The sequence below is a fragment of the Chloroflexota bacterium genome, assembly GCA_016219275.1.
Taxonomy (GTDB): Bacteria; Chloroflexota; Anaerolineae; order UBA4142; family UBA4142; genus JACRBM01.
Map to the genome: position 1 here is coordinate 40,017 of JACRBM010000042.1, position 18,301 is coordinate 58,317.

At 57.8% G+C, this 18,301-nt stretch carries 15 protein-coding genes; 4 read left to right on the forward strand and 11 right to left on the reverse strand.

What is annotated here, in order from left to right; translation table 11 throughout:
- The first annotated feature begins 23 nt into the window (after positions 1–23).
- From HY868_10980 to HY868_10990, 3 genes are all read left to right on the forward strand, one after another.
- Entirely contained in the window at positions 24–950 is a 927-nt protein-coding gene (locus HY868_10980; protein ID MBI5302651.1) for an ABC transporter permease, read from the forward strand.
- Between the two features lie 2 nt (positions 951–952).
- Positions 953–1,840: an ABC transporter permease gene (locus HY868_10985; protein ID MBI5302652.1), complete on the forward strand. Its 888-nt coding sequence runs from the start codon at positions 953–955 to the stop codon at positions 1,838–1,840.
- 249 nt (positions 1,841–2,089) lie between these two features.
- The gene (locus HY868_10990) at positions 2,090–3,079 is read left to right on the forward strand and encodes an MBL fold metallo-hydrolase (GenBank protein ID MBI5302653.1); all 990 of its coding nucleotides are present in this window, start codon (positions 2,090–2,092) and stop codon (positions 3,077–3,079) included.
- 240 nt (positions 3,080–3,319) lie between these two features.
- Here HY868_10990 and HY868_10995 read toward each other — a convergent pair whose 3' ends face one another.
- From HY868_10995 to HY868_11035, 9 genes are all read right to left on the reverse strand, one after another.
- Positions 3,320–3,850: a chromate transporter gene (locus HY868_10995; GenBank protein MBI5302654.1), complete on the reverse strand. Its 531-nt coding sequence runs from the start codon at positions 3,848–3,850 to the stop codon at positions 3,320–3,322.
- Positions 3,835–4,374, reverse strand: coding sequence for a chromate transporter (locus tag HY868_11000; protein ID MBI5302655.1), 540 nt, complete (start codon positions 4,372–4,374; stop codon positions 3,835–3,837). Before HY868_11000 ends, HY868_10995 begins: the two co-directional genes overlap by 16 nt.
- Positions 4,371–5,177: a CoB--CoM heterodisulfide reductase iron-sulfur subunit B family protein gene (locus tag HY868_11005; protein MBI5302656.1), complete on the reverse strand. Its 807-nt coding sequence runs from the start codon at positions 5,175–5,177 to the stop codon at positions 4,371–4,373. Before HY868_11005 ends, HY868_11000 begins: the two co-directional genes overlap by 4 nt.
- The gene (locus tag HY868_11010) at positions 5,174–5,686 is read right to left on the reverse strand and encodes a 4Fe-4S dicluster domain-containing protein (protein ID MBI5302657.1); all 513 of its coding nucleotides are present in this window, start codon (positions 5,684–5,686) and stop codon (positions 5,174–5,176) included. The genes HY868_11005 and HY868_11010 overlap by 4 nt, the downstream gene beginning before the upstream one ends.
- Positions 5,686–8,019 (reverse strand): hydrogenase iron-sulfur subunit, encoded by a 2,334-nt coding sequence (locus tag HY868_11015; GenBank protein MBI5302658.1) that lies wholly within the window; start codon positions 8,017–8,019, stop codon positions 5,686–5,688. The genes HY868_11010 and HY868_11015 overlap by 1 nt, the downstream gene beginning before the upstream one ends.
- Positions 8,020–8,176: 157 nt before the next feature.
- On the reverse strand, positions 8,177–8,503 hold the full coding sequence (locus HY868_11020; GenBank protein ID MBI5302659.1) for a 4Fe-4S binding protein: 327 nt from the start codon (positions 8,501–8,503) through the stop codon (positions 8,177–8,179).
- A 64-nt stretch (positions 8,504–8,567) separates the two neighbouring features.
- A complete protein-coding gene (locus HY868_11025) occupies positions 8,568–10,322 on the reverse strand; it encodes an adenylyl-sulfate reductase subunit alpha (protein MBI5302660.1) in 1,755 nt (584 codons plus the stop codon).
- Between the two features lie 155 nt (positions 10,323–10,477).
- Entirely contained in the window at positions 10,478–11,974 is a 1,497-nt protein-coding gene (locus HY868_11030) for an anion permease (protein ID MBI5302661.1), read from the reverse strand.
- 578 nt (positions 11,975–12,552) lie between these two features.
- Entirely contained in the window at positions 12,553–13,296 is a 744-nt protein-coding gene (locus tag HY868_11035; GenBank protein ID MBI5302662.1) for a Crp/Fnr family transcriptional regulator, read from the reverse strand.
- Positions 13,297–13,619: 323 nt separating this feature from the next.
- Between HY868_11035 and HY868_11040 the strand changes: the two genes are divergently transcribed.
- Complete coding sequence (locus tag HY868_11040; GenBank protein ID MBI5302663.1) at positions 13,620–13,943, forward strand: L-rhamnose mutarotase; 324 nt, start codon at positions 13,620–13,622, stop codon at positions 13,941–13,943.
- A 303-nt stretch (positions 13,944–14,246) separates the two neighbouring features.
- Here the strand turns inward: HY868_11040 and xylB are convergent, their stop codons facing one another.
- Together xylB and HY868_11050 are read right to left on the reverse strand one after the other, a co-directional pair.
- A complete protein-coding gene (xylB, locus tag HY868_11045) occupies positions 14,247–15,788 on the reverse strand; it encodes a xylulokinase (protein MBI5302664.1) in 1,542 nt (513 codons plus the stop codon).
- A gap of 112 nt (positions 15,789–15,900) precedes the next feature.
- Positions 15,901–18,174 (reverse strand): glycoside hydrolase family 3 C-terminal domain-containing protein, encoded by a 2,274-nt coding sequence (locus HY868_11050; protein ID MBI5302665.1) that lies wholly within the window; start codon positions 18,172–18,174, stop codon positions 15,901–15,903.
- Positions 18,175–18,301: the final 127 nt, after the last annotated feature.

Genomic DNA, 18,301 nt, shown 5'->3' on the forward strand with positions numbered 1-18,301 from the left:
CTACCACCCCGATTGTGTTTTCAATGTCACGCTTTCTCGTTCAACGAATCTTTGCCACCATCTTTAGTCTGTTCGCCGCGACGCTCATCGCGTTCCTTGCCTCGCGTCTCGCGCCGGGCGATCCGATTCGGATGATGGTCGGCGATCAAAACATCGCACCGCAGGTGATTCGGCAGTTGCAGGCACAGTACGGTCTCGATCAACCAATCCCAGTTCAGTATTTTTATTTTCTTCGCAACGCGCTCGTCGGCGATTTTGGCACGTCGTACTATTACATCGGCAAGCCGGTGATGGAGGTGATCGCGCCGGGCGTGCTCGTCTCGTTGCAGTGGGAGAGCATCGCGCTGTTGCTCGCGGTGGCGAGCGCACTCGTGCTGGGCACGCTCTCGGCGATCAAGCACAACACCTGGCTCGACAACGCGATCATGTTCGTAGCATTATCCGGGATTTCACTGCCCAGTTTTGCGCTCGCCACATTTTTAATTGTGATCTTTTCACTTTACTTTAATTTGCTTCCAGTCGCCGGACTAACGAGTCCGGCGCACTATGTTCTGCCGTGCCTCACGATGGCGGCGCAACCGTCGGCATTGCTCGCACGCATGTTGCGCGCTTCGATGCTCGAAGTGATCAACCAAGAGTACGTCGTCACCGCGCGCGCCAAAGGTCTGCGCGAATCGGCGGTGATCGTGCGGCATGCGCTCAAGAACGCATTGCTCCCGACGCTCACCGTACTCGGCATTATGGTCGGACGCATCCTGGCTGGCGCGTTCTTGATCGAAACGGTGTTCAGTATTCCGGGCATCGGGCGCATCGGCGTGCAAGCCGTCGTGCATCGCGATTATCCGGTCATCCTGGGTGTCACGATCTTACTCTCGGTCGCGTTCTTATTCGTCACATTCATCGTGGATTTGCTGTACGGATTTTTGGATCCACGGATTCGGTACACGTGATTATGGCTCAGACTATTCTGCCAACTTCCCCACGCAAACCGGCGGCGTCCAACCTCTGGATGGACGCGTGGTATCGTCTGCAAAAAAATCGCGCGGCGGTCGTGTCGTTCTTTTTTATCATCGCGTTGATTTTATTTATCGTTCTCTCGCCGATGCTGGGTTTGCCCTCGCCGCTCGATCAAGACCTGGGACGCATCAGCGAAGAACCCAGCGCGGACCACTGGTTTGGCACGGATGAACTGGGACGCGATTTACTCAGTCGTGTTGTGCACGGTGGGCAGGTGTCCTTGATGGTCGGTCTCGTCGTGCAAATTGCGACGGCGAGCATCGGCATGTTGCTCGGATTGATCGCTGGGTATTACGGCGGTACGGTGGACACGATCATCATGCGCGTGGTGGATACGATGTACGCGTTTCCGCCGTTTCTCTTCGCGGTGTTCATGGCGGCGATTTTGCCGCCGTCGGTGTGGAGTATTGTGCTCGTGCTTGTGCTCGTCGGCTGGCCCTGGGAAGCGCGCGTCACGCGCGGGTTGGTGTTGTCGCTCAAGGAACGCGAGTACGTCACTGCGGCACGCGTCGTCGGCGCGTCGAATTGGCGGATTATGCTGCGACACATTTTGCCCAACTCGCTCAGCCCGATCATCGTCGGTTTTTCGATTGGCATTGCCGGGACGATTATGGCGGAATCGGGCTTGTCGTTTCTTGGCATCGGCATTCGTCCACCCACGCCGAGTTGGGGTGGGATGATTGACAAGGGGCGCTTGTTCTTGCAGGTCTATCCACACCTCGCGATTTTTCCCAGCATCGCGCTAGCCGTGACGGTGCTCGCGTTCAACTTTTTGGGTGATGGTCTGCGCGACGCGCTCGACCCGCGGATGCGGAGGGAATAGGACCCATCAACGAAATTGTTCCGCTAAAACAATACCGTCGCCAAATCGTTTTCGCCCGTTTTTTTATCCGCGAATAACGCGAATCTCCGCTAATTTTTAAATTCATTCGCGTTATTCGTGGATGAATTTATGATTTTGGCGAAGGTGTTGTAAAAGCAAAGACTTTTTGAACGCGGACGCTTCGCGCGCGGACAAACGCAGATAGAAAATATCCGCGTCCGAATTTATATTCAAGTCTGGAGAATTTCAATGGCGACAAGAATCGAAAGTTTTGGAGATACAGCCAACGTCGAATTAACTATCCTGGTAGACAACCGCACGGATCAGTTGGTCGAGTCCACGGAATCCGTCAAGCGATTTACGGATGCGCCTCTGCTGGCAGAACACGGTTTTGCCGCCCTGGTTCATCTCAAAGAGAGCGGCGCACGAATTCTCTGGGATGCCGGTTACACACGCATCGCCTTGTTGGAAAATTTGCGATGGATGAAAATGGATCCGGCGACGATCAATCAAATCGCGCTTAGTCACGGCGACGACGATCACACAACTGCCGTGACGGAAATTCTCAAAGCGATGGACTTGAAGCCGCAACCGCGCCAATGGAATGCCGACGCAACATCCGAAACGATGCGCGCGTGGGCAGTCGGTCGCCGGGTTTCGATCATCGCGCACCCTGCCGCTTTCCGCGAACGGTGGATTTTGCGCGACGACGGTACGCGACGCGGACCGCTGCCAATTCCTCCACGCGATGAATGGCAAGCCCTCGGCGGACAAATCGTTCTCTCGGAAGGACCTTGCCAACTTGCGCCGGGTGTCTGGACAACGGGCGCGATTCCGCGACGCAGTTTTGAAACTATCGGTGTGTCTCCGTTTTTGTACTATCGAGAAGGAAATACCTTCGTTAAAGATCAGATGGAAGATGACCAGGCATTGGTGATTCATCTTCGAGACAAAGGATTGGTGGTGCTTTCTGGTTGCGCGCATTCGGGCATCGTCAACACGGTGAATTACGCGCGTGAAATCAGTGGCGTAGAGCAGGTATTTGCCATCATCGGTGGTTTCCATCTTGCCCGGGCGAAAGCAGACCTTATTCAACGAACTATTTCGGAAATTGGCGCGCTCGATCCTCAACTCGTTGCGCCGTCGCACTGCAGTGGCTTCAAGACGACCATGCAATTTGCCGAACAGATGCCAGACGCATTCGTGCAGGCGCTCGTGGGTACGACGTACGCGTTTTAGCGCGAATGCCGGTTTGGTTTGCGATCTCGGAGAGACGTTAAAATTTGTTTTCGAACGTGATCGCTTGCTCGTCGCCCTTGGTCGGTGATTCAACAACAAATTCCACGTCTGGCGTACATTCCGTACGCGCAGGACGAACTGTGGTTCGTGGATTGAGCGCGTGGATGCCGCCGCGCGATGAATCAAAAAGGGCAAACCGAACCCGGTATGCCCTTGCGCTTCTTCGAGCGAAAAATCATTTTAACGCCACAGCAAGCCAATCAACGCGCCGACGAGAATGAGCATCCACGCTTCGATTTTCGAGAACAACAGAATGCCCAGCGCCGCCAGCGCGAGGAGCACGGACAGCGGTTCCTGGATCATCGTCGTCGCCAGGCGCAACGAGACCGCGACCAACACGGCAACCGCCGCTGGCTTGACGCCGTTGAGAAACGCGCGCACCCAGCGCGAATGGCGGACGCGTTGAAAGTATCGCGTCGTCAGAATCACGAGCAAGATACCTGGCGCGTAAATCGCAATCGTCGCGACAAGCGCGCCGCCGATGCCGGCGACCTTGTAACCGACGAACGTCGCCAGAATCGTGATCGGACCGGGCGTGACCTGACCGAGCGCGAGACCGTCCAGAAATTCCTTGTGCGTCAGCCATTGCTGACCGATCACGATTTCATCTTCGATCAACGCGACGATGACCAAGCCGCCGCCAAAGATCAGCGCGCCCATCTTGGCGAACGTGATCGCGAGTTCCCAGAGTGTCATCAACTCCGGCGACATTGCCACCACTCCCAACCGATCCCCGCCACACCTGCGAGCAATAACACGACGACGATATTCGCGTTCAACGCGACAATCGCCGCAAACACTAAAAGCGCGACGGCGATATGAAATCGTTGCGCGATCGCAGTGCGTCCCAGCCGATAGCATGAAACCAGGATGAGCGCGATGACGACCGGATTCATCCCCCACAAAATGCGCGTTGCCGCCGGGGTGTCGCCATATTCGAAATACAACGAACTCAAAACGAGGAGAATGGCGAATGCCGGAAAGAGGAAACCGAACGCGGCGATGAGCGCGCCGGGCAATCCTTTCAGGCGATAGCCGCAATACACCGCGACCATCGTCGCGGTGGGTCCCGGCAACATTTGGCACATGCTCAAGCCCGCCAGAAAATCGTCGCGCGCGAGCCAGCCGCGTCGTTCGACGATTTCGTTCTGGATGTTGGAGATGTGCGCGACCATGCCGCCAAAACTGGTCGCGCCCAGTTTGAGAAACGCGTGCGCGAGTTGCAATGAGGTCATATCCCAAATGCCGCCGTCATCAGTTGCGTAAAATACGAAACCTGGATGTTGTATTTCACCCCGAAGCGTTTTTCGATCGTACTCTGCTTGTCGTCTAGACTCATTTTGCACAGCGGACACGCCACCGCAATGCGCCGCGCGCCGGCGTTCTGCGCTTCGTCTAACACGCGTCTGCTCGCGACGAGCGCCGCGTCGGGATGCGTAAGCAAAAGCGAGCCGCCGCAACAACGCGTCTTTGCGGCGAACGGCAACACCGTCGCGCCGAGCGCGTTCAGCAAATCGTCGAGCATCATCGGATTCGCGTCCGACGCTTCAATCGCGATGTCGCGCGGGCGCGTGAGCAGACAGCCATAGTACGCCACGACGCGCAGGTCGCGCAAGGGTCGTGTCACTTTTTCCGCGATGCGCGCGAATCCAATCTCGCGCGCGAAGATTTCGAGCGGATGCGCGACGCGCACCGGTTCGGTGTACTCCAAGCCCAGCGATTTCAACGCCGCGTTCACGCGCGTGCGCGTCCCGGTGTCTTGCAACGCGTGCGCGGTGTGCGCGAGATTATTGTAACACATACTGCACGGCGCGAAAAGTCGCGCCGATTTTTTTTGCGCGAGCGCGAGCGTGCGCGCCGCCAATGCCAACCCCAACGTTTCGTCGAGCGAACGCGCGGCGGTCGCGCCACAGCACGCCCAATCGCGCACCTCGGCGAGTTCGATTCCCAAATGTTTCGCGACGAGTTGAAACGATTGATCGTACGCGCGCGCCATTCCGTGGAGCGAGCATCCCGGCACGTATTGATACTGGGTCATCGCGCCGACCCCTGAGCGAGAATTTCTTGAATCATGCGCGTGAGCGATTTGGCATCGTCAATCCTACCCGGCGCGAGCGCGAGTTCGCCGCGCCGCGCGAGCCGCAGTCCCATCTCGACGTGCGGCAACAACACGCTCATGCCGACGCGCCGCGCGTATGCTAGCATCAACTCCGGCTCGAACACGATGCCGCGCTTGCGAACGTTTTCGACAAACTCGCGATAGAACCACACGTTCGAATTGAGGATGCCGCGCGTTTCCGCAACGCGTTTGAGCCGCATCATCAAGTCCGCAATGTCAATCCCGCGCGGACAATATGTCGTGCAACTGTAGCAGGTCGCGCACAGCCAAAACGTATTCGCGTTGAGTGCGTCGTCCATGTAACCGAGCTGAATCAGTCGAATAAGCAAGCGCGGCGTGTGATCCATCGCGAACGCCATCGGGCATCCGCCCGCGCAGCGCCCGCACTGGTAACACGCTCGCGCAATGTTGGTGATTTGGGCATCCATTATTTGAACGGACTCGGTCCCAAACGGAGTAAATCAGTAACGAAGGTCCGGATGTGTTGCGCGTACGCCGCCGCATCGTTGATGCCCAGGTTCAACATCTTGATTCGCTCCGGCTCGACCATCATGCGCTTGAGCGTCTCTTGCATATTCGCCAAGCGCGTCCGCGCGAGATCGCTCCCCTGGACGAAATGGCACTGCTTGGAATCGCATCCGAAAATCATCACGCCGTCAATCCCGGCGGAGAGCGCATCCGTCACCCACGCGACGTTGATCGAACCGGCGCACGGCGCCGGGATCGTCACGACATTCGCGGGATATACAAGCCCTTGTTGCCCGGCGAGATCGGCGGCGGGATACGCGTCGTTCGCGCAGAGGAACGCGAGGATCGTCGGTTGTTCCTTGCCGGCAAACCCTGGATTGATCGCCGCGATCATTTGCGCGCCTTGCTTGATGCTGAAATTCTTGAGCGAGATTACGCGCATCGGACACGCGCCCTGGCAAATGCCGCACTGCCGGCATTTCAAATAATCCGGCGCGGGGTACCCGGTCGCGTCCCAGTAGTACGCGTCGAACGGACACTCTTCCATGCACCGTTTGCACTTGTCACACTTGGTCTTGTCCAACACCGGCACCGTCGGACGAATTTCGATTTGCTGGCGCAACGACGCCATCGCCTTCATCGCCGCGCCACCCGCGCTTTTCACCGCGGTCATCACATCCATCGGACCCTGGGTCGCGCCCGCGGCGTAAATGCCGGCGCGTTGCGTATCGTACGGAAAACACTGGACATGCCCGGCGGCGAATCCGCCCGCCGATTGCGCGGTTGGCGAAATCGTTTGCGTCCACGCGCCATTCGGTTGGATGCCGGTCGCCAGCACAACCATATCCGCGCACAGTTCGATTTGCCGCGCAGACAAGGTGTCCTCCGCGCGCACGGTGAGTTGTTTCGTCGTCGCGTCTTCGACAATCTCGAATGGATTGCCGCGCACGAAAATCGCGCCATGCTTTTCTTGCGCTTCGCGATAGAGTAATTCCGCATCGCCAATCGCGCGCATGTCCATGTAGAACACCGTCACGCGCGCATCGGGATTCAGTTCTTTGATGTACGCGATTTGTTTGAGCGTGACCGCGCAGCAAATCTGCGAGCAGTACGGCAAGTGCGCGACATCGCGACTGCCGACGCACTGGATAAACGCGATGTCGCCGACCGGCGCGCCGTCGGACACGCGCGCGAGTGTGCCATCGGTGAAGCCATCGCGCGACGCGACGCGTTCGAATTCGAGATTCGTCACGACGTTGGCGAATCGTCCATAGCCGTACCGCTCGACCGCGCGCGCGTCGAATGGTTCCCACCCTGTCGCCATCACGATGCCGCCGACGTTCACATTCTCGCGCGACGCGGTCGCGTCGAGTTGAATCGCGTGCGTGGGACACGCGCCGACGCACGCGTTACAATCGGGCGGGCAGAGTTCACGATCAATCACGTACGCGCGCGGGTTGGCGAACGCGTGCGGCAGGTAAATCGCTTTGGTCGTCCGGCGTCCAAATTCAAACGGATCGCTCCGCGTGGCTGGGCACACCTCCGCACATTTGCCACACGCGTTGCATTGCGCCGCGTCCACATAGCGCGGCTCGCGGCGCAAGGTAACATCGAAATTTCCCGGCGAGCCGGCAATCGTCTCGACCTGGGTCTGCGTGTGCATCGCAACGCGCGCATCGCGTTTGGTCCGTTCGACGATAAAATCCACGCCGCACTGCGGCGGACACATGCGCGGGAAATACTTGTGCAAACCGACGACGCGCCCGCCGAGATACGGTTGTTTTTCGATCAGCGTCACTTGAACGCCGGCGGCAACGAGATCGGATGCTGCGCTCAACCCGGCGATGCCGCCGCCGACGACGAGCGCGCGGTTGACGCCGGGAAAAGTGAGCGGCGTTAACGGTTCGAGCAAACGCGCTTTCGCCAGCGACATCGCGATCAGCGTTTTGGCTTTGCGCGTGGCTTGCTCCGGCGCGTCCGCGTGCGGCAACGCGCACTGCTCCAAGATGTTGCAGCGTTCGATGAGGTACGGATTCAGTCCAGCATCTGCCAATGCTTGCTCAATCGCCTCTTTGTGCGCGCGCGGCGAACACCCCGCGATCACGACGCGATCAATCGCACCGCTCTGCATGTCCGCGCGCACCAGCGCGAGACCGTCGGCGCTACAAACATTCGCGTGCTCGCGACAAAGCGCGACGCCTTTCGCTTTCGTCAGTTCTTTCGCGAGCGCAGCCGTGACGATGACATTCGACACGCGTCCGTTGCACTGGCAAATGTACAGACCGATGGGCATCAAGTACTCCTGAAAATAGGACGCGGATTAACGCGGATAAAAATAAACGTAAGCATTCAGTTCATCCTGCCATTGCAAACACAGTGCGTTCGCAATGACACCCGACAGGTTTCAAATGAACATCCGCGTTTGTCCGCGTTCACCCGCGTCCAAATTTTTACTCGTCGTTGCGTGTTCGGACGACGAAGCGTTCGACCTTGCCGTTGATGTCCACGCAAGTCCAGGTGATCTTGTTCGTGCCCATCAGCGGAATCAGTTTCGCGCGATAGTAACCCAGTTGATACGGCGCTTTGGTTTCGAGCGCGCCTTGCGGGCAAATCTTGACGCACGACATACAATCCCAGCAATCACGCGGGGAATGGCAATATCCTTTTTTCGTCTCTAGGTGCAGCGTCATCAAATCGCCGGGACAGACTTGCTCGCAGAGCGGTTCGTGTTCGGCTTTGCACCCATCGCATTTGTTTACATTTACTCGTGGCGGCATAGCTCTCCTTCATAAAATTGCCAAAGGTGCCAAAGCAGAATTTTGGCATGTTTGGCACCTTTGTCTACGGTTTATACCGATCCCCCGGCACCATCTGCTCGTACGGTCGCGTGAACACATGCACCGCGCCGGTTGCCGGGTCGCGTTTCGAGTTCACAAAGCAATCGAATTTCGCGTCGTTCTTTTCCGGAAAATCGGTGCGCGTTTGCCAACCGGGCCAGCGCGTCTCTTCGCGAAACAACAAGTGATGCAAGAGAACCTGGGCAACGTCGAGGCGATCCACAACCTCGTGCGCCTCCATCAACTCGTGCAGATTGTGGACGACGAGATATTTCGTCTGGTCTTGGAGGATGCGGATATTCTTGAGCGCGTACTCCAACCCCTGGCGATTCATGCGGAAGAATTGATGGATGCCGCCGGCGTACTCATCCATCAATCGTTGCATCCGTTCTTCCATCTCGCGCGGTGAAACGCCATCGTCCTCGACCTGGCGCACGGCGGGCGCGAACACGCGCGCCTTTTCATACGCGATTTGTTGCGCGTCCACGTGTGGTGCGCTTTGCTTGGCGATGTACTCGACCGCGCCGCGCGCCGCGAGCATTCCTTCCGCCGCGCAGCCGCCGACGAACTTGTTCGGCGCGCCGCCGGCGACATCGCCGGACGCAAAGAGACCCTGCATCGTCGTACTGCGTTTGACATCCACCCAGTACCCGCTCGCCGTATGCCCGCCGACGATGTACGGATCGTTGCCGTAAATTTCGATCGGCTCTTGGCTCACATCTTGCGCGCGACTCGCGAGGAACAAGACGAACGCCGGGCGCTCGTTGAGATAGTCCACCTTCATATCTTTGATCTGTTCCGGCGTCATGCCGCGTGTGTCCACGTAACACGGACCGCGCCCGGCGAGCCATTCTTCCATCGGCACATTCGCGCGGATGAAACGCGGCGCGGATTCACCGCCGAGATGCGCGTAGCGTTCTTGCAAAACCTTTTCGCCTTGCGCGTTGATCATCGGCGTTTCGTACCCGACCGAAATCGTGTCAATCGGTCCGTTGAAATCTTTCGTGCGCGTCGCGCACCAGCGCATCTCGAACGTCGTCATCTCCGCGCCGGCGCGAATGCCCATCGCGTACCCCGTGCCGACGTTGAACGGGCAGTACCACAGTTGGTGATGACTGTCGATGCTGTCGGCTTGGTACGGTTTGTAGATGCCCGCCGCGCCGCCGGTCGAGACAATCGTCGCTTTCGCTTTGACGACGTAGAATTTGTTCTCGCGCACGCTAAAGCCCATCGCGCCGATCACGCGCGCGCCGTCGGTGAGAAAGTTGGTCGCGACGACGCGGTTGAGAATTTCGCAACCGTACTCGCGCACCTTTTCCGCGAGGATCACTTTCATCTCCGACCCTTTGATCGTAATGTCCCACTTGCCGCGCGTGTGGTACTCGTCGCCGTCTTCCTCTTTGTCAATCGGCAAGCCCCACTTTTCCCATTCTTCGGTCGGTTGATTCAACACCTCAGCGAGCGTCGTCATCAAGTCTTCGCGAATGATGCCACCGGCTTGACTGCGACTCCAACGCACGAATTGTTCGACGGTGCGCCCTTTCTTGATGTAGGTGTTGATCGCGTCCATTCCGCCGGCGAGACAACCACTGCGATCAATGTGCGCTTTTTCCATCAAGGTCACGCGCAGTTGCGGATTTTGCTTTTTCGCTTCAATCGCGGCAAAGCATCCCGAATTGCCCGCGCCGATGATGAGCAAATCGGTATCGAGGACAACTTCTTGAACTTGGTCTACACTGCTTGGCAGTTTTTCAGTCATGGACTAAACTCCTTCATGTATCCAGACACATAGTGTCATTGCGAGGAGTGGAGCGACGACCCTGACACTTGCGTTCCCGCCAGAGCAAGTGAGCAATCTCCAACAAGCAAATGGGAGATTGCTTCGCACACTGCGCTCGCAATGACAACGACGCGTCACTTGGTCAACGGAAATCCCAGCATCGCCATCCACGCGGTTTGCGCGATGATGACGTAGATGTTGGCGATGATCGAAAGCGGAATGCCGAACTTCATTACCTTCCAACCCGATTCGCCGGACGCGCCCCACGCGATCATGAACGCGGTGATCGAGATCGGCAGGAAGAATGCGTAACTCAAGCAGTTGGTCGTGATGAGCGTAAAGGGCAGCAAGTTCATGCCCAGTTGTTGCGCCACGCCGACGGTCAACGGGATAAAGATCGCGCCGGTCGCAACCGCGCTGACGATGCCCGCGCGCGCGATGTGGAAACCGAACACCATGATCGCCAGGACGACGACGGCATTCAAACCCACCGCGCCCTTGAGCGGATTCACGATAAAGCCGGCGAGCCATTGACCGACGCCGCTCGTTTCCAACGCGCCGCTGAGTGAAATCGCGCCGCCGAGCAAAACCCACACGTCCCACATGATGTGCTTGTTGATTTCTTTAAAGTCGAGTTTGCCGAACGGCAAGAACAATAACAGCACGACGATCAAAGAGACGATGCCGGCGGTGATCGTGTGGAGCGAACCTTCCGTCACCCACATCGCCAAGCCGAGCAGGATGCACCCAATCGCCCAAATCTCCGGGCGCGTGATGCGACCCAGTTCTTGACGCAATTTTGGCAATTCAACTTCCGCGCCGGGAATTTCCAATTTGTTCAGTTTGAAAAACCAGACGACGTAGACGAACAGCACCGGGAGCAGACCCCAGAGCGGAATGTTGTAGATGAACCAGTCCATCCACGTGATCGCGAGTTTTTGCGTTTGCTGAAAATGCGCAACGAGTTGCAGATTCGGGAAATGACTGGTGAGAATCAGGGGGCCGGTAAAGAGCGGCACCAAACCGGTAATCATCAACAAGATCGCGGTGTTGATGCGTTTGCTCTCCGCGAGATGTTCTCTGCCGCGCATCAGCCCGGACACGCCTTTCGCGATCGGGAGAAAGAGCGCGGTCTCGCTTACGGTCGGCAGCACGCCGCCAATCGCCAAATCGGACAAGGACAGCCCCAACAGAATTCGCGTCACGCGCGCCGACTTGAGCGCGGTCGTGATGTTCAATGCGATTCGTTTGCCCAGAGGCGTGCCCATCATAATCGCGGCGATGATAAACGCGCCAATCGCCAAAAAGAAACTGTCGCTCGTGAATGCTTTGAACGCGTCGGGAATTTTGAATCCTCCCAGGATTACGATCAATGCCGGACCGACCAAGCCGACGACGGCTTTCGGCAGCGCGTCTGTGATCATACAAATGATGAACCACAGGAAAACCGCCAGCACCGTTTGCCCTTGCGGTTTCAAACCGACGAGAGTCATGCCGGTCCAGGCGGGCGCGAAATGCAAAACAAACAAGACGCCGAAGGCAATTGCCAGCGCGGTGATTTGCTTTTTGAGCGCGACCTGCTCCTCCGCATCTGCCTGCGCGAGCGCCTGAACTACAGTTTGAGTCGCCATTGAAATTACCTCTCATGGATGAGAAAAAATTTTGGCTCATGCTAGGTTGCCGAATGACGCGAACACACGTTGCGTGTGATCGGGGCGTCAGCGCCAAGGCAACCCACATGAGCCAATCTGTCAAACCTTGCACGATTCAATTCAGGGAAAATCAGAAACGCGTGTGCTTGCCTCCTCCTTGTCTGCCGAGTGGTTGTGAACTATTTTACAACCCAGGAGATTATACGGTAGGCGGACGGCAAGCTCTATCGTCCAGACGATAGTACGCGGACAAGTTCAAACGGAATGGTTGTTGAGAAACTCAGTCAACCTTGCGAAGGTTTAGCCGATAAATCAAGTGTGGTTTGCAAACGGTCGGCGCGTCTATGACCAACGCGTTTCTGATCAACCTTCGCAAGGGTTTTCGCCGAACTGTCCAAGCCCTGAGAGGCTGTCTGTAAAGTCTCACGCCAAACCGCAAAGAGCGCAATTTTTTGTTCTCTTTGTGCCTTTGCGCCTTTGCGTGAGAATCCAGTGCCCCTTTGAAGACAAGCTCTGAGACTTGTGTGAAGGGGAAAATCTTGAGGGAATGGCTATACTTACACGCGGTTGAGCATTTCGGCGGGTTTGAGAACAGTGATCCCTTTACGGGAAACGTGGATGATCCCATCTTTTTCCAGTTGCGCCAATGTTTCGCTGACGGTCTGTTGGCACGAACCGATCATCGCGGCGATTTGTTCTTGTGTGAGGCGCACCGGCACTTGGACCGGCGCGCTCCAGGACGCGGGATCCACGAGTTTGGAATAACTGAGATAGACGAGGAGTTTGAGCAGACGCGTCGTGACATCACACACCATCAAGTTTTCGATTTGCTCGCAGAGAAAGCGAATGCGCTGTCCCAGCGATTGCATCACGCGTTTGGCGAGGAGCGGCGAACGCGCCAACAAAGCATCCAAATTATCTTTGCTGATCTCGTAATAACAGCACTCGATTTGCGCCTGCGCGTTGCACTCGCGCTTGTTGTGCCCTTCGCCGACGACTTCTGCTAAACCAAACAGCTCACCCTCGCGACGCGTAAAAATTCCGGATTCTTTGCCGAACGGATTGATGCGACAAATGCGTACTTCGCCGCGCGCGAGATAGTACGCCGCGTCCGCCGCATCGCCCTGGAAGAAGATGAACGCATGGGGTTCGACTACGCGCTGGGTGGCGAGCGCAATAAAACTCGCTTTTTCTAAAGCCAGTCCTTCAAAGACATCTTGTTCGACGAGATGCCAATGCGCTTGCGCTTCACTCGGGTTGGTCGTTAATTTAATTGGGATCGCATTCTGATCGTTTGACATCGCGTTTCACTTCTCAGTTGAAAATATAAAACGCCAACCTCACGGCAGTGATGGACCATCGTGATGATGGCGTTGGGTTTGCCCCGTCCGATTGATTTGCCGGAACACCAAACTCGAGCGTTGCGTGATGCTCATTGGTGTTTTACCTCGCGTGCGTCGTTCTGTGGACTGCTCCCCAAAAACTGGAGGATGATTTCATTATATTCCCAATCGAGTGGATAGGCAAAACTCTGCGCGCTTTCGCTCAGGTACAAGTTGCTTTATCGTTTGTTTTGTGGCACGATAGCGTCCGAGGTTAATTCTGATTCCGAGGAGGTTTTTCCATGCGTCGCGTTGGATTTTTGCTTCAAGTTCGCCGGGACAAGCTCGCAGAGTACAAGGCGCATCACCAACAAGTCTGGACTGAGATGCTCGACGCGCTGCGCCGAACCGGCTGGCACAACTATTCGCTCTTTATGCGTGACGATGGCTTGTTGTTCGGGTACTTTGAAACACCCGAAAGTTTTCAAGCCGCGCTCGCCGGCATGGCGAAAGAAGAGATCAACGCCAAGTGGCAAGTGTTTATGGCGCCCTATTTCGAGAACCTGGGCGGCGCGCACGCGGACGAAAGCATGATCGAGTTGGAAGAGGTCTTTCACCTCGATTGAGCGAGACAGGAAGATACAGGACGCGGATGAACACGGATTTTCGACACTGTATCATCGTGACCGATGGGGCGATTCAAATCGCCTTTGATGGGCGTTCCGCCGGGCGTCCACCTACGTGGACGCATTTCGCCCGCGCACTTATAGCCCCGTAGCGAAGCGGAGTGGGGGCGGGCGACCAGCCGAAGGCTCACGCGGGGCAATTTCAATTGCCAAGTCTTGGATTTTCGGATAAGAAATATCCGCGTTCATCCGTGTTCATCCGCGTCCAAAAAATCTTTTCAGAGGCGGATGCTGAGCGACGAACTATCCGCGCGCCTTTGCCGCCGCGCGCGCGATCGCGTCGAACTCGTTCTTGAGCGCGGGATACAACGCGCGATAGCGCGGATAGTACTCGGCGTACACAGACCTTGCCGCGCCGGGTTTATCCGCGCTGTTCGTTTGGATGACCGCATCGCACGCGGATTCGACATCGCGATACATGCCCGCGCCCACGCCCGCGAGCAATGCCGCGCCGAATGCCGCGCCTTCGGTTATGTTCACTGTGACGATTTCCGCTTCGAACACATCGGCGAGAATCTGTCGCCACAACGCGCTGCGCGCGCCGCCGCCCGACGCGCGAACCTGGGTCGGCGTGACGCCGAGCGCGCGCATCAACTCCAACGAATCGCGCAAGCCGTAACTGACGCCTTCGAGCACCGCGCGCGTGAGATGCGCTTTGGTGTGCCGCACCGTCAAGCCGATGAACGCGCCGCGGGCATTCGGATCGGGATGCGGTGTGCGTTCGCCGGTGAGGTACGGCAAAAAGAGCAAGCCCTCGCAACCGGCGGGCGCAGTCGCCGCGTCGCGCGTCAGCACATCGTACACATCCTCATTCGTTCGCGCCGCGATTTCTTTTTCGTGCGCGCCGAGCGCGTCGCGATACCAACGAAAACTTCCCGCCGCCGAAAGCATCACGCCCATCAAGTGCCACTTGCCCGGAACCGCGTGACAGAACGCGTGTAAGCGTCCTTGCGGCTCGACGCGATACGCATCGCTCGATGCGAACACGACCCCCGATGTGCCGAGTGTCGCCGAGACGATGCCCTCGCGCACGATGCCGGTCCCGACCGCGCCCGCGGCTTGATCGCCGCCGCCGCCCACGACCGGCGTGCCGGCGAGCAACCCGGTCGCGTGCGCGGCGTCGGCGGAAATTTTCGCGCTGACGACCGGCGACTCGGTCACCTCCGGCATCCATGCGCGCGGCAGGTCGAGCGCGCGCAACATCTCATCCGACCACGCGCGCTTGCCCACGTCGAACAGCGAGGTGCCGGACGAATCGGACACGTCGCTGAAAAATTCGCCGGTCAATTTGTAGCGCGCGTAATCCTTCGGCAACAGAACGTGCGCGACGCGGCGATACACGTCCGGTTCGTTTTCGCGCACCCACAAAATTTTTGGCGCGGTAAAACCGGTGAGTACGGGATTGCCGGTGAGTTGCAATACGCGCGCCGCGCCCACGCGTGCGGTGATGTCGTCGCATTGTTTTTGCGTGCGCTGATCGTTCCACAAGATGCACGGGCGCAACGGTTCGCCGTGCGCGTCGAGCAAGGTCGCGCCGTGCATTTGCCCGGTCAACCCAATCGCGGCAATGTCGCCGGGATTGACGCGCGATTTTTCGAGCACCCCGCGAATGCTTTGCACGGTGCCGTTCCAAAATAGCGCGGCGTCCTGCTCGCTCCACAACGGGTGCGGCGTCTCGAAAGGATACTCGGTCGCGGCAACGACGACGACCGCGCCGCGTTCGTCAATCAACAACGCTTTCGTCGCCGTCGTCGAAACATCAATGCCTAGAAGATAACTGGACATCAATTAGACTCCTGGTCGTCTTGTCATTGCGAGGAGCAAAGCGACGAAGCAATCCCCAACCTGCGAGGAGATTGCTTCGACCCTTCGGGTCTCGCAATGACAGATCAGGTCTTTAGCGAACTTGGGTTGCGCCGGCGAACACGCGCTGCGGAACGATGCGTTTGCTTCCCAGAATTTCGAACGAGCCATTCAAGCGAGTGTCTTGCGATGAACTTCCGAGCATCACCTGGATCGTCCCTGGCTCGACGACGAGTTGCATCGCTTCGTCGTAGAACGCGAGCAAGTCCAGCGGCAGTTCGAATACAACTGTGCGCGATTCGCCGGGCGCGAGATGGACGCGTTTGAATCCCTTCAGTTCCTTCACCGGGCGCGGCACCGAAGCGACCTCATCGCGGATGTACAACTGCGCGACCTCGTCGCCAGCGCGTGCGCCGATGTTTTTGATTTGCGCGCTGATCGTGGCGCGCGCGTCTGTCGAATCAATTTGCAAGTTCGAGTACTCGAACTGCGTGTAGCTCAAACCGTGACCGAACGGAAAGAGCGGCGTGACCGAAAGCGAAACGTAATCGGTTTGCCAGTTGGAGCGTCCGCCCGATGGTTTGTGATTGTAAAAGAGGGGAACTTGACCGACAGAGCGGAGCCACGTCATCGTCAATTTGCCACCTGGGTTCACCTCGCCGAACAAAACCTCGGCGATTGCCGCGCCGCCCTCTTCGCCCGGCAACCACGCTTCGACAATCGCCGGAATATTTTCCGCGATCCACGAAATCGCGAGCGGACGACCGTTGACGAGCACGACGACGGTCGGCTTGCCCACCGCCGCGATTTTCTCGACGAGTTCTTGTTGCACGCCCGGCAAAAGCAAATCCGCGCTGTCGCGCGATTCGCCGCATGTGCATCCCAGTGCCAAACCGGACTTGTCGCCGACGACGAGGACGACGACGTCGGCGGATTGCGCGACCTGAATCGCTTCGGCAAATCCAGAGTGGTCGGCGTTGTTGATCGCGCAGCCCGGCGCAAAGAGCACGCGCGTGTCCGGCGATACGCGCGCGCGAATCGCGTCGAGAATCGTTTGCGTTTGCACCGATCCTGGGACGATGCCGTTCGAGTGCGGATCGCATTTGAGAAGCGTCGCGAGTTCGGGTTGCTTTTCTAACAACGTTTCGATGTGCGCGGGATGCGAATAATCGGCGAACAAATGGCGCGCCTCATTCGCATTCGGTCCGATGACGGCAATGCTCTTCAACGTCTTGGATAGCGGCAAGACATTGCCATCGTTCTTCAACAGCACAATGCTTTGCTCGGCAATCTGCCGCGCGAGTTGGCGTTGCGCCGGCGTGTCGTACACGGACAGCACGCGATCAATGTCCACGTACGGATTTTCGAACAGACCCAGTTCGAATTTTTTTCGCAGGATGCGCTCGACCGAAATGTCAACCAGGGATTCGGGAATCACGCCGGCTTGGACTGCTTGCAACAACGGCGAGGCGTAACAATCTATCGTCGGCAGTTCGACATCAATGCCGGCATTCAACGCGAGGTGCGCGGCGTGCGCCGCGTCGGTCGCGACGCGATGATAATTGTACAGCATCGAAATCGCGCGATAGTCCGAAACGACCAAGCCATCAAAGCCGATCTCGCCGCGCAAGAGATCGGTCATGATCGCGCGCGACGCCGCGACGACAACGCCATCGAGTTCCGAGTACGCGTTCATCATCGAGGCAAGGTGCGCTTGTTGCACGACGGCTTGGAACGGCATCAAAATCACATCGCGCAATTCGCGCGGACCGATATGCACCGGCGTGCAGTTCATCCCGGCTTCGGAAATGCCGTGTCCGAGAAAATGTTTGCCGGTCGCCATTACGCCCTCGCGTAAATTCGCACCTTGCAAACCGCGCACGTACGCGATGCCCATTTGCGACGCGAGCACCGGGTCTTCGCCGAACGTTTCTTCGACGCGTCCCCAACGCGGGTCGCGCGCGATGTCGAGCACGGGTGCGAGACCCTGGTGCGCGCCGACTGCGCGCATCTGCGTGCGAATGATCGCGGTCATTTGCTCGGCGAGTTCCGGCATCCACGTGCTTGCCAGTCCGATGATTTGCGGAAAGCACGTCGCGCCGAGCGCCATGTAGCCGCTACAACATTCTTCGTGGACGATGGCGGGAATGCCGAGTCGTGTGTGATTGACGAGGTACGCTTGAATCGCGTTCGACATTTCGGCGATGGCGCGCGGCGCGAGCGTGCTGCCGCCGCCGACGCGCGTGATTTGCCCGATGCCTTGCGCGATCAGCGACGATGCTTTGGTTTCCGCCAAACCCTGTTGTTCGTTTTGCAATTCGTACACCCAGCACGAGCCGAGTTGCGCAATCTTTTCCGCGAGCGTCATCCGCGCGAGCAAATCCTGGACGCGCTCGGCGGTCGAATACGCGGCGGCTTGATAAATTGGCGTTGACAGATTCTCTTTCACAATGATGTTTCCTCGTGTCAGATTTGTACTAGAAACCAGGTTTCTT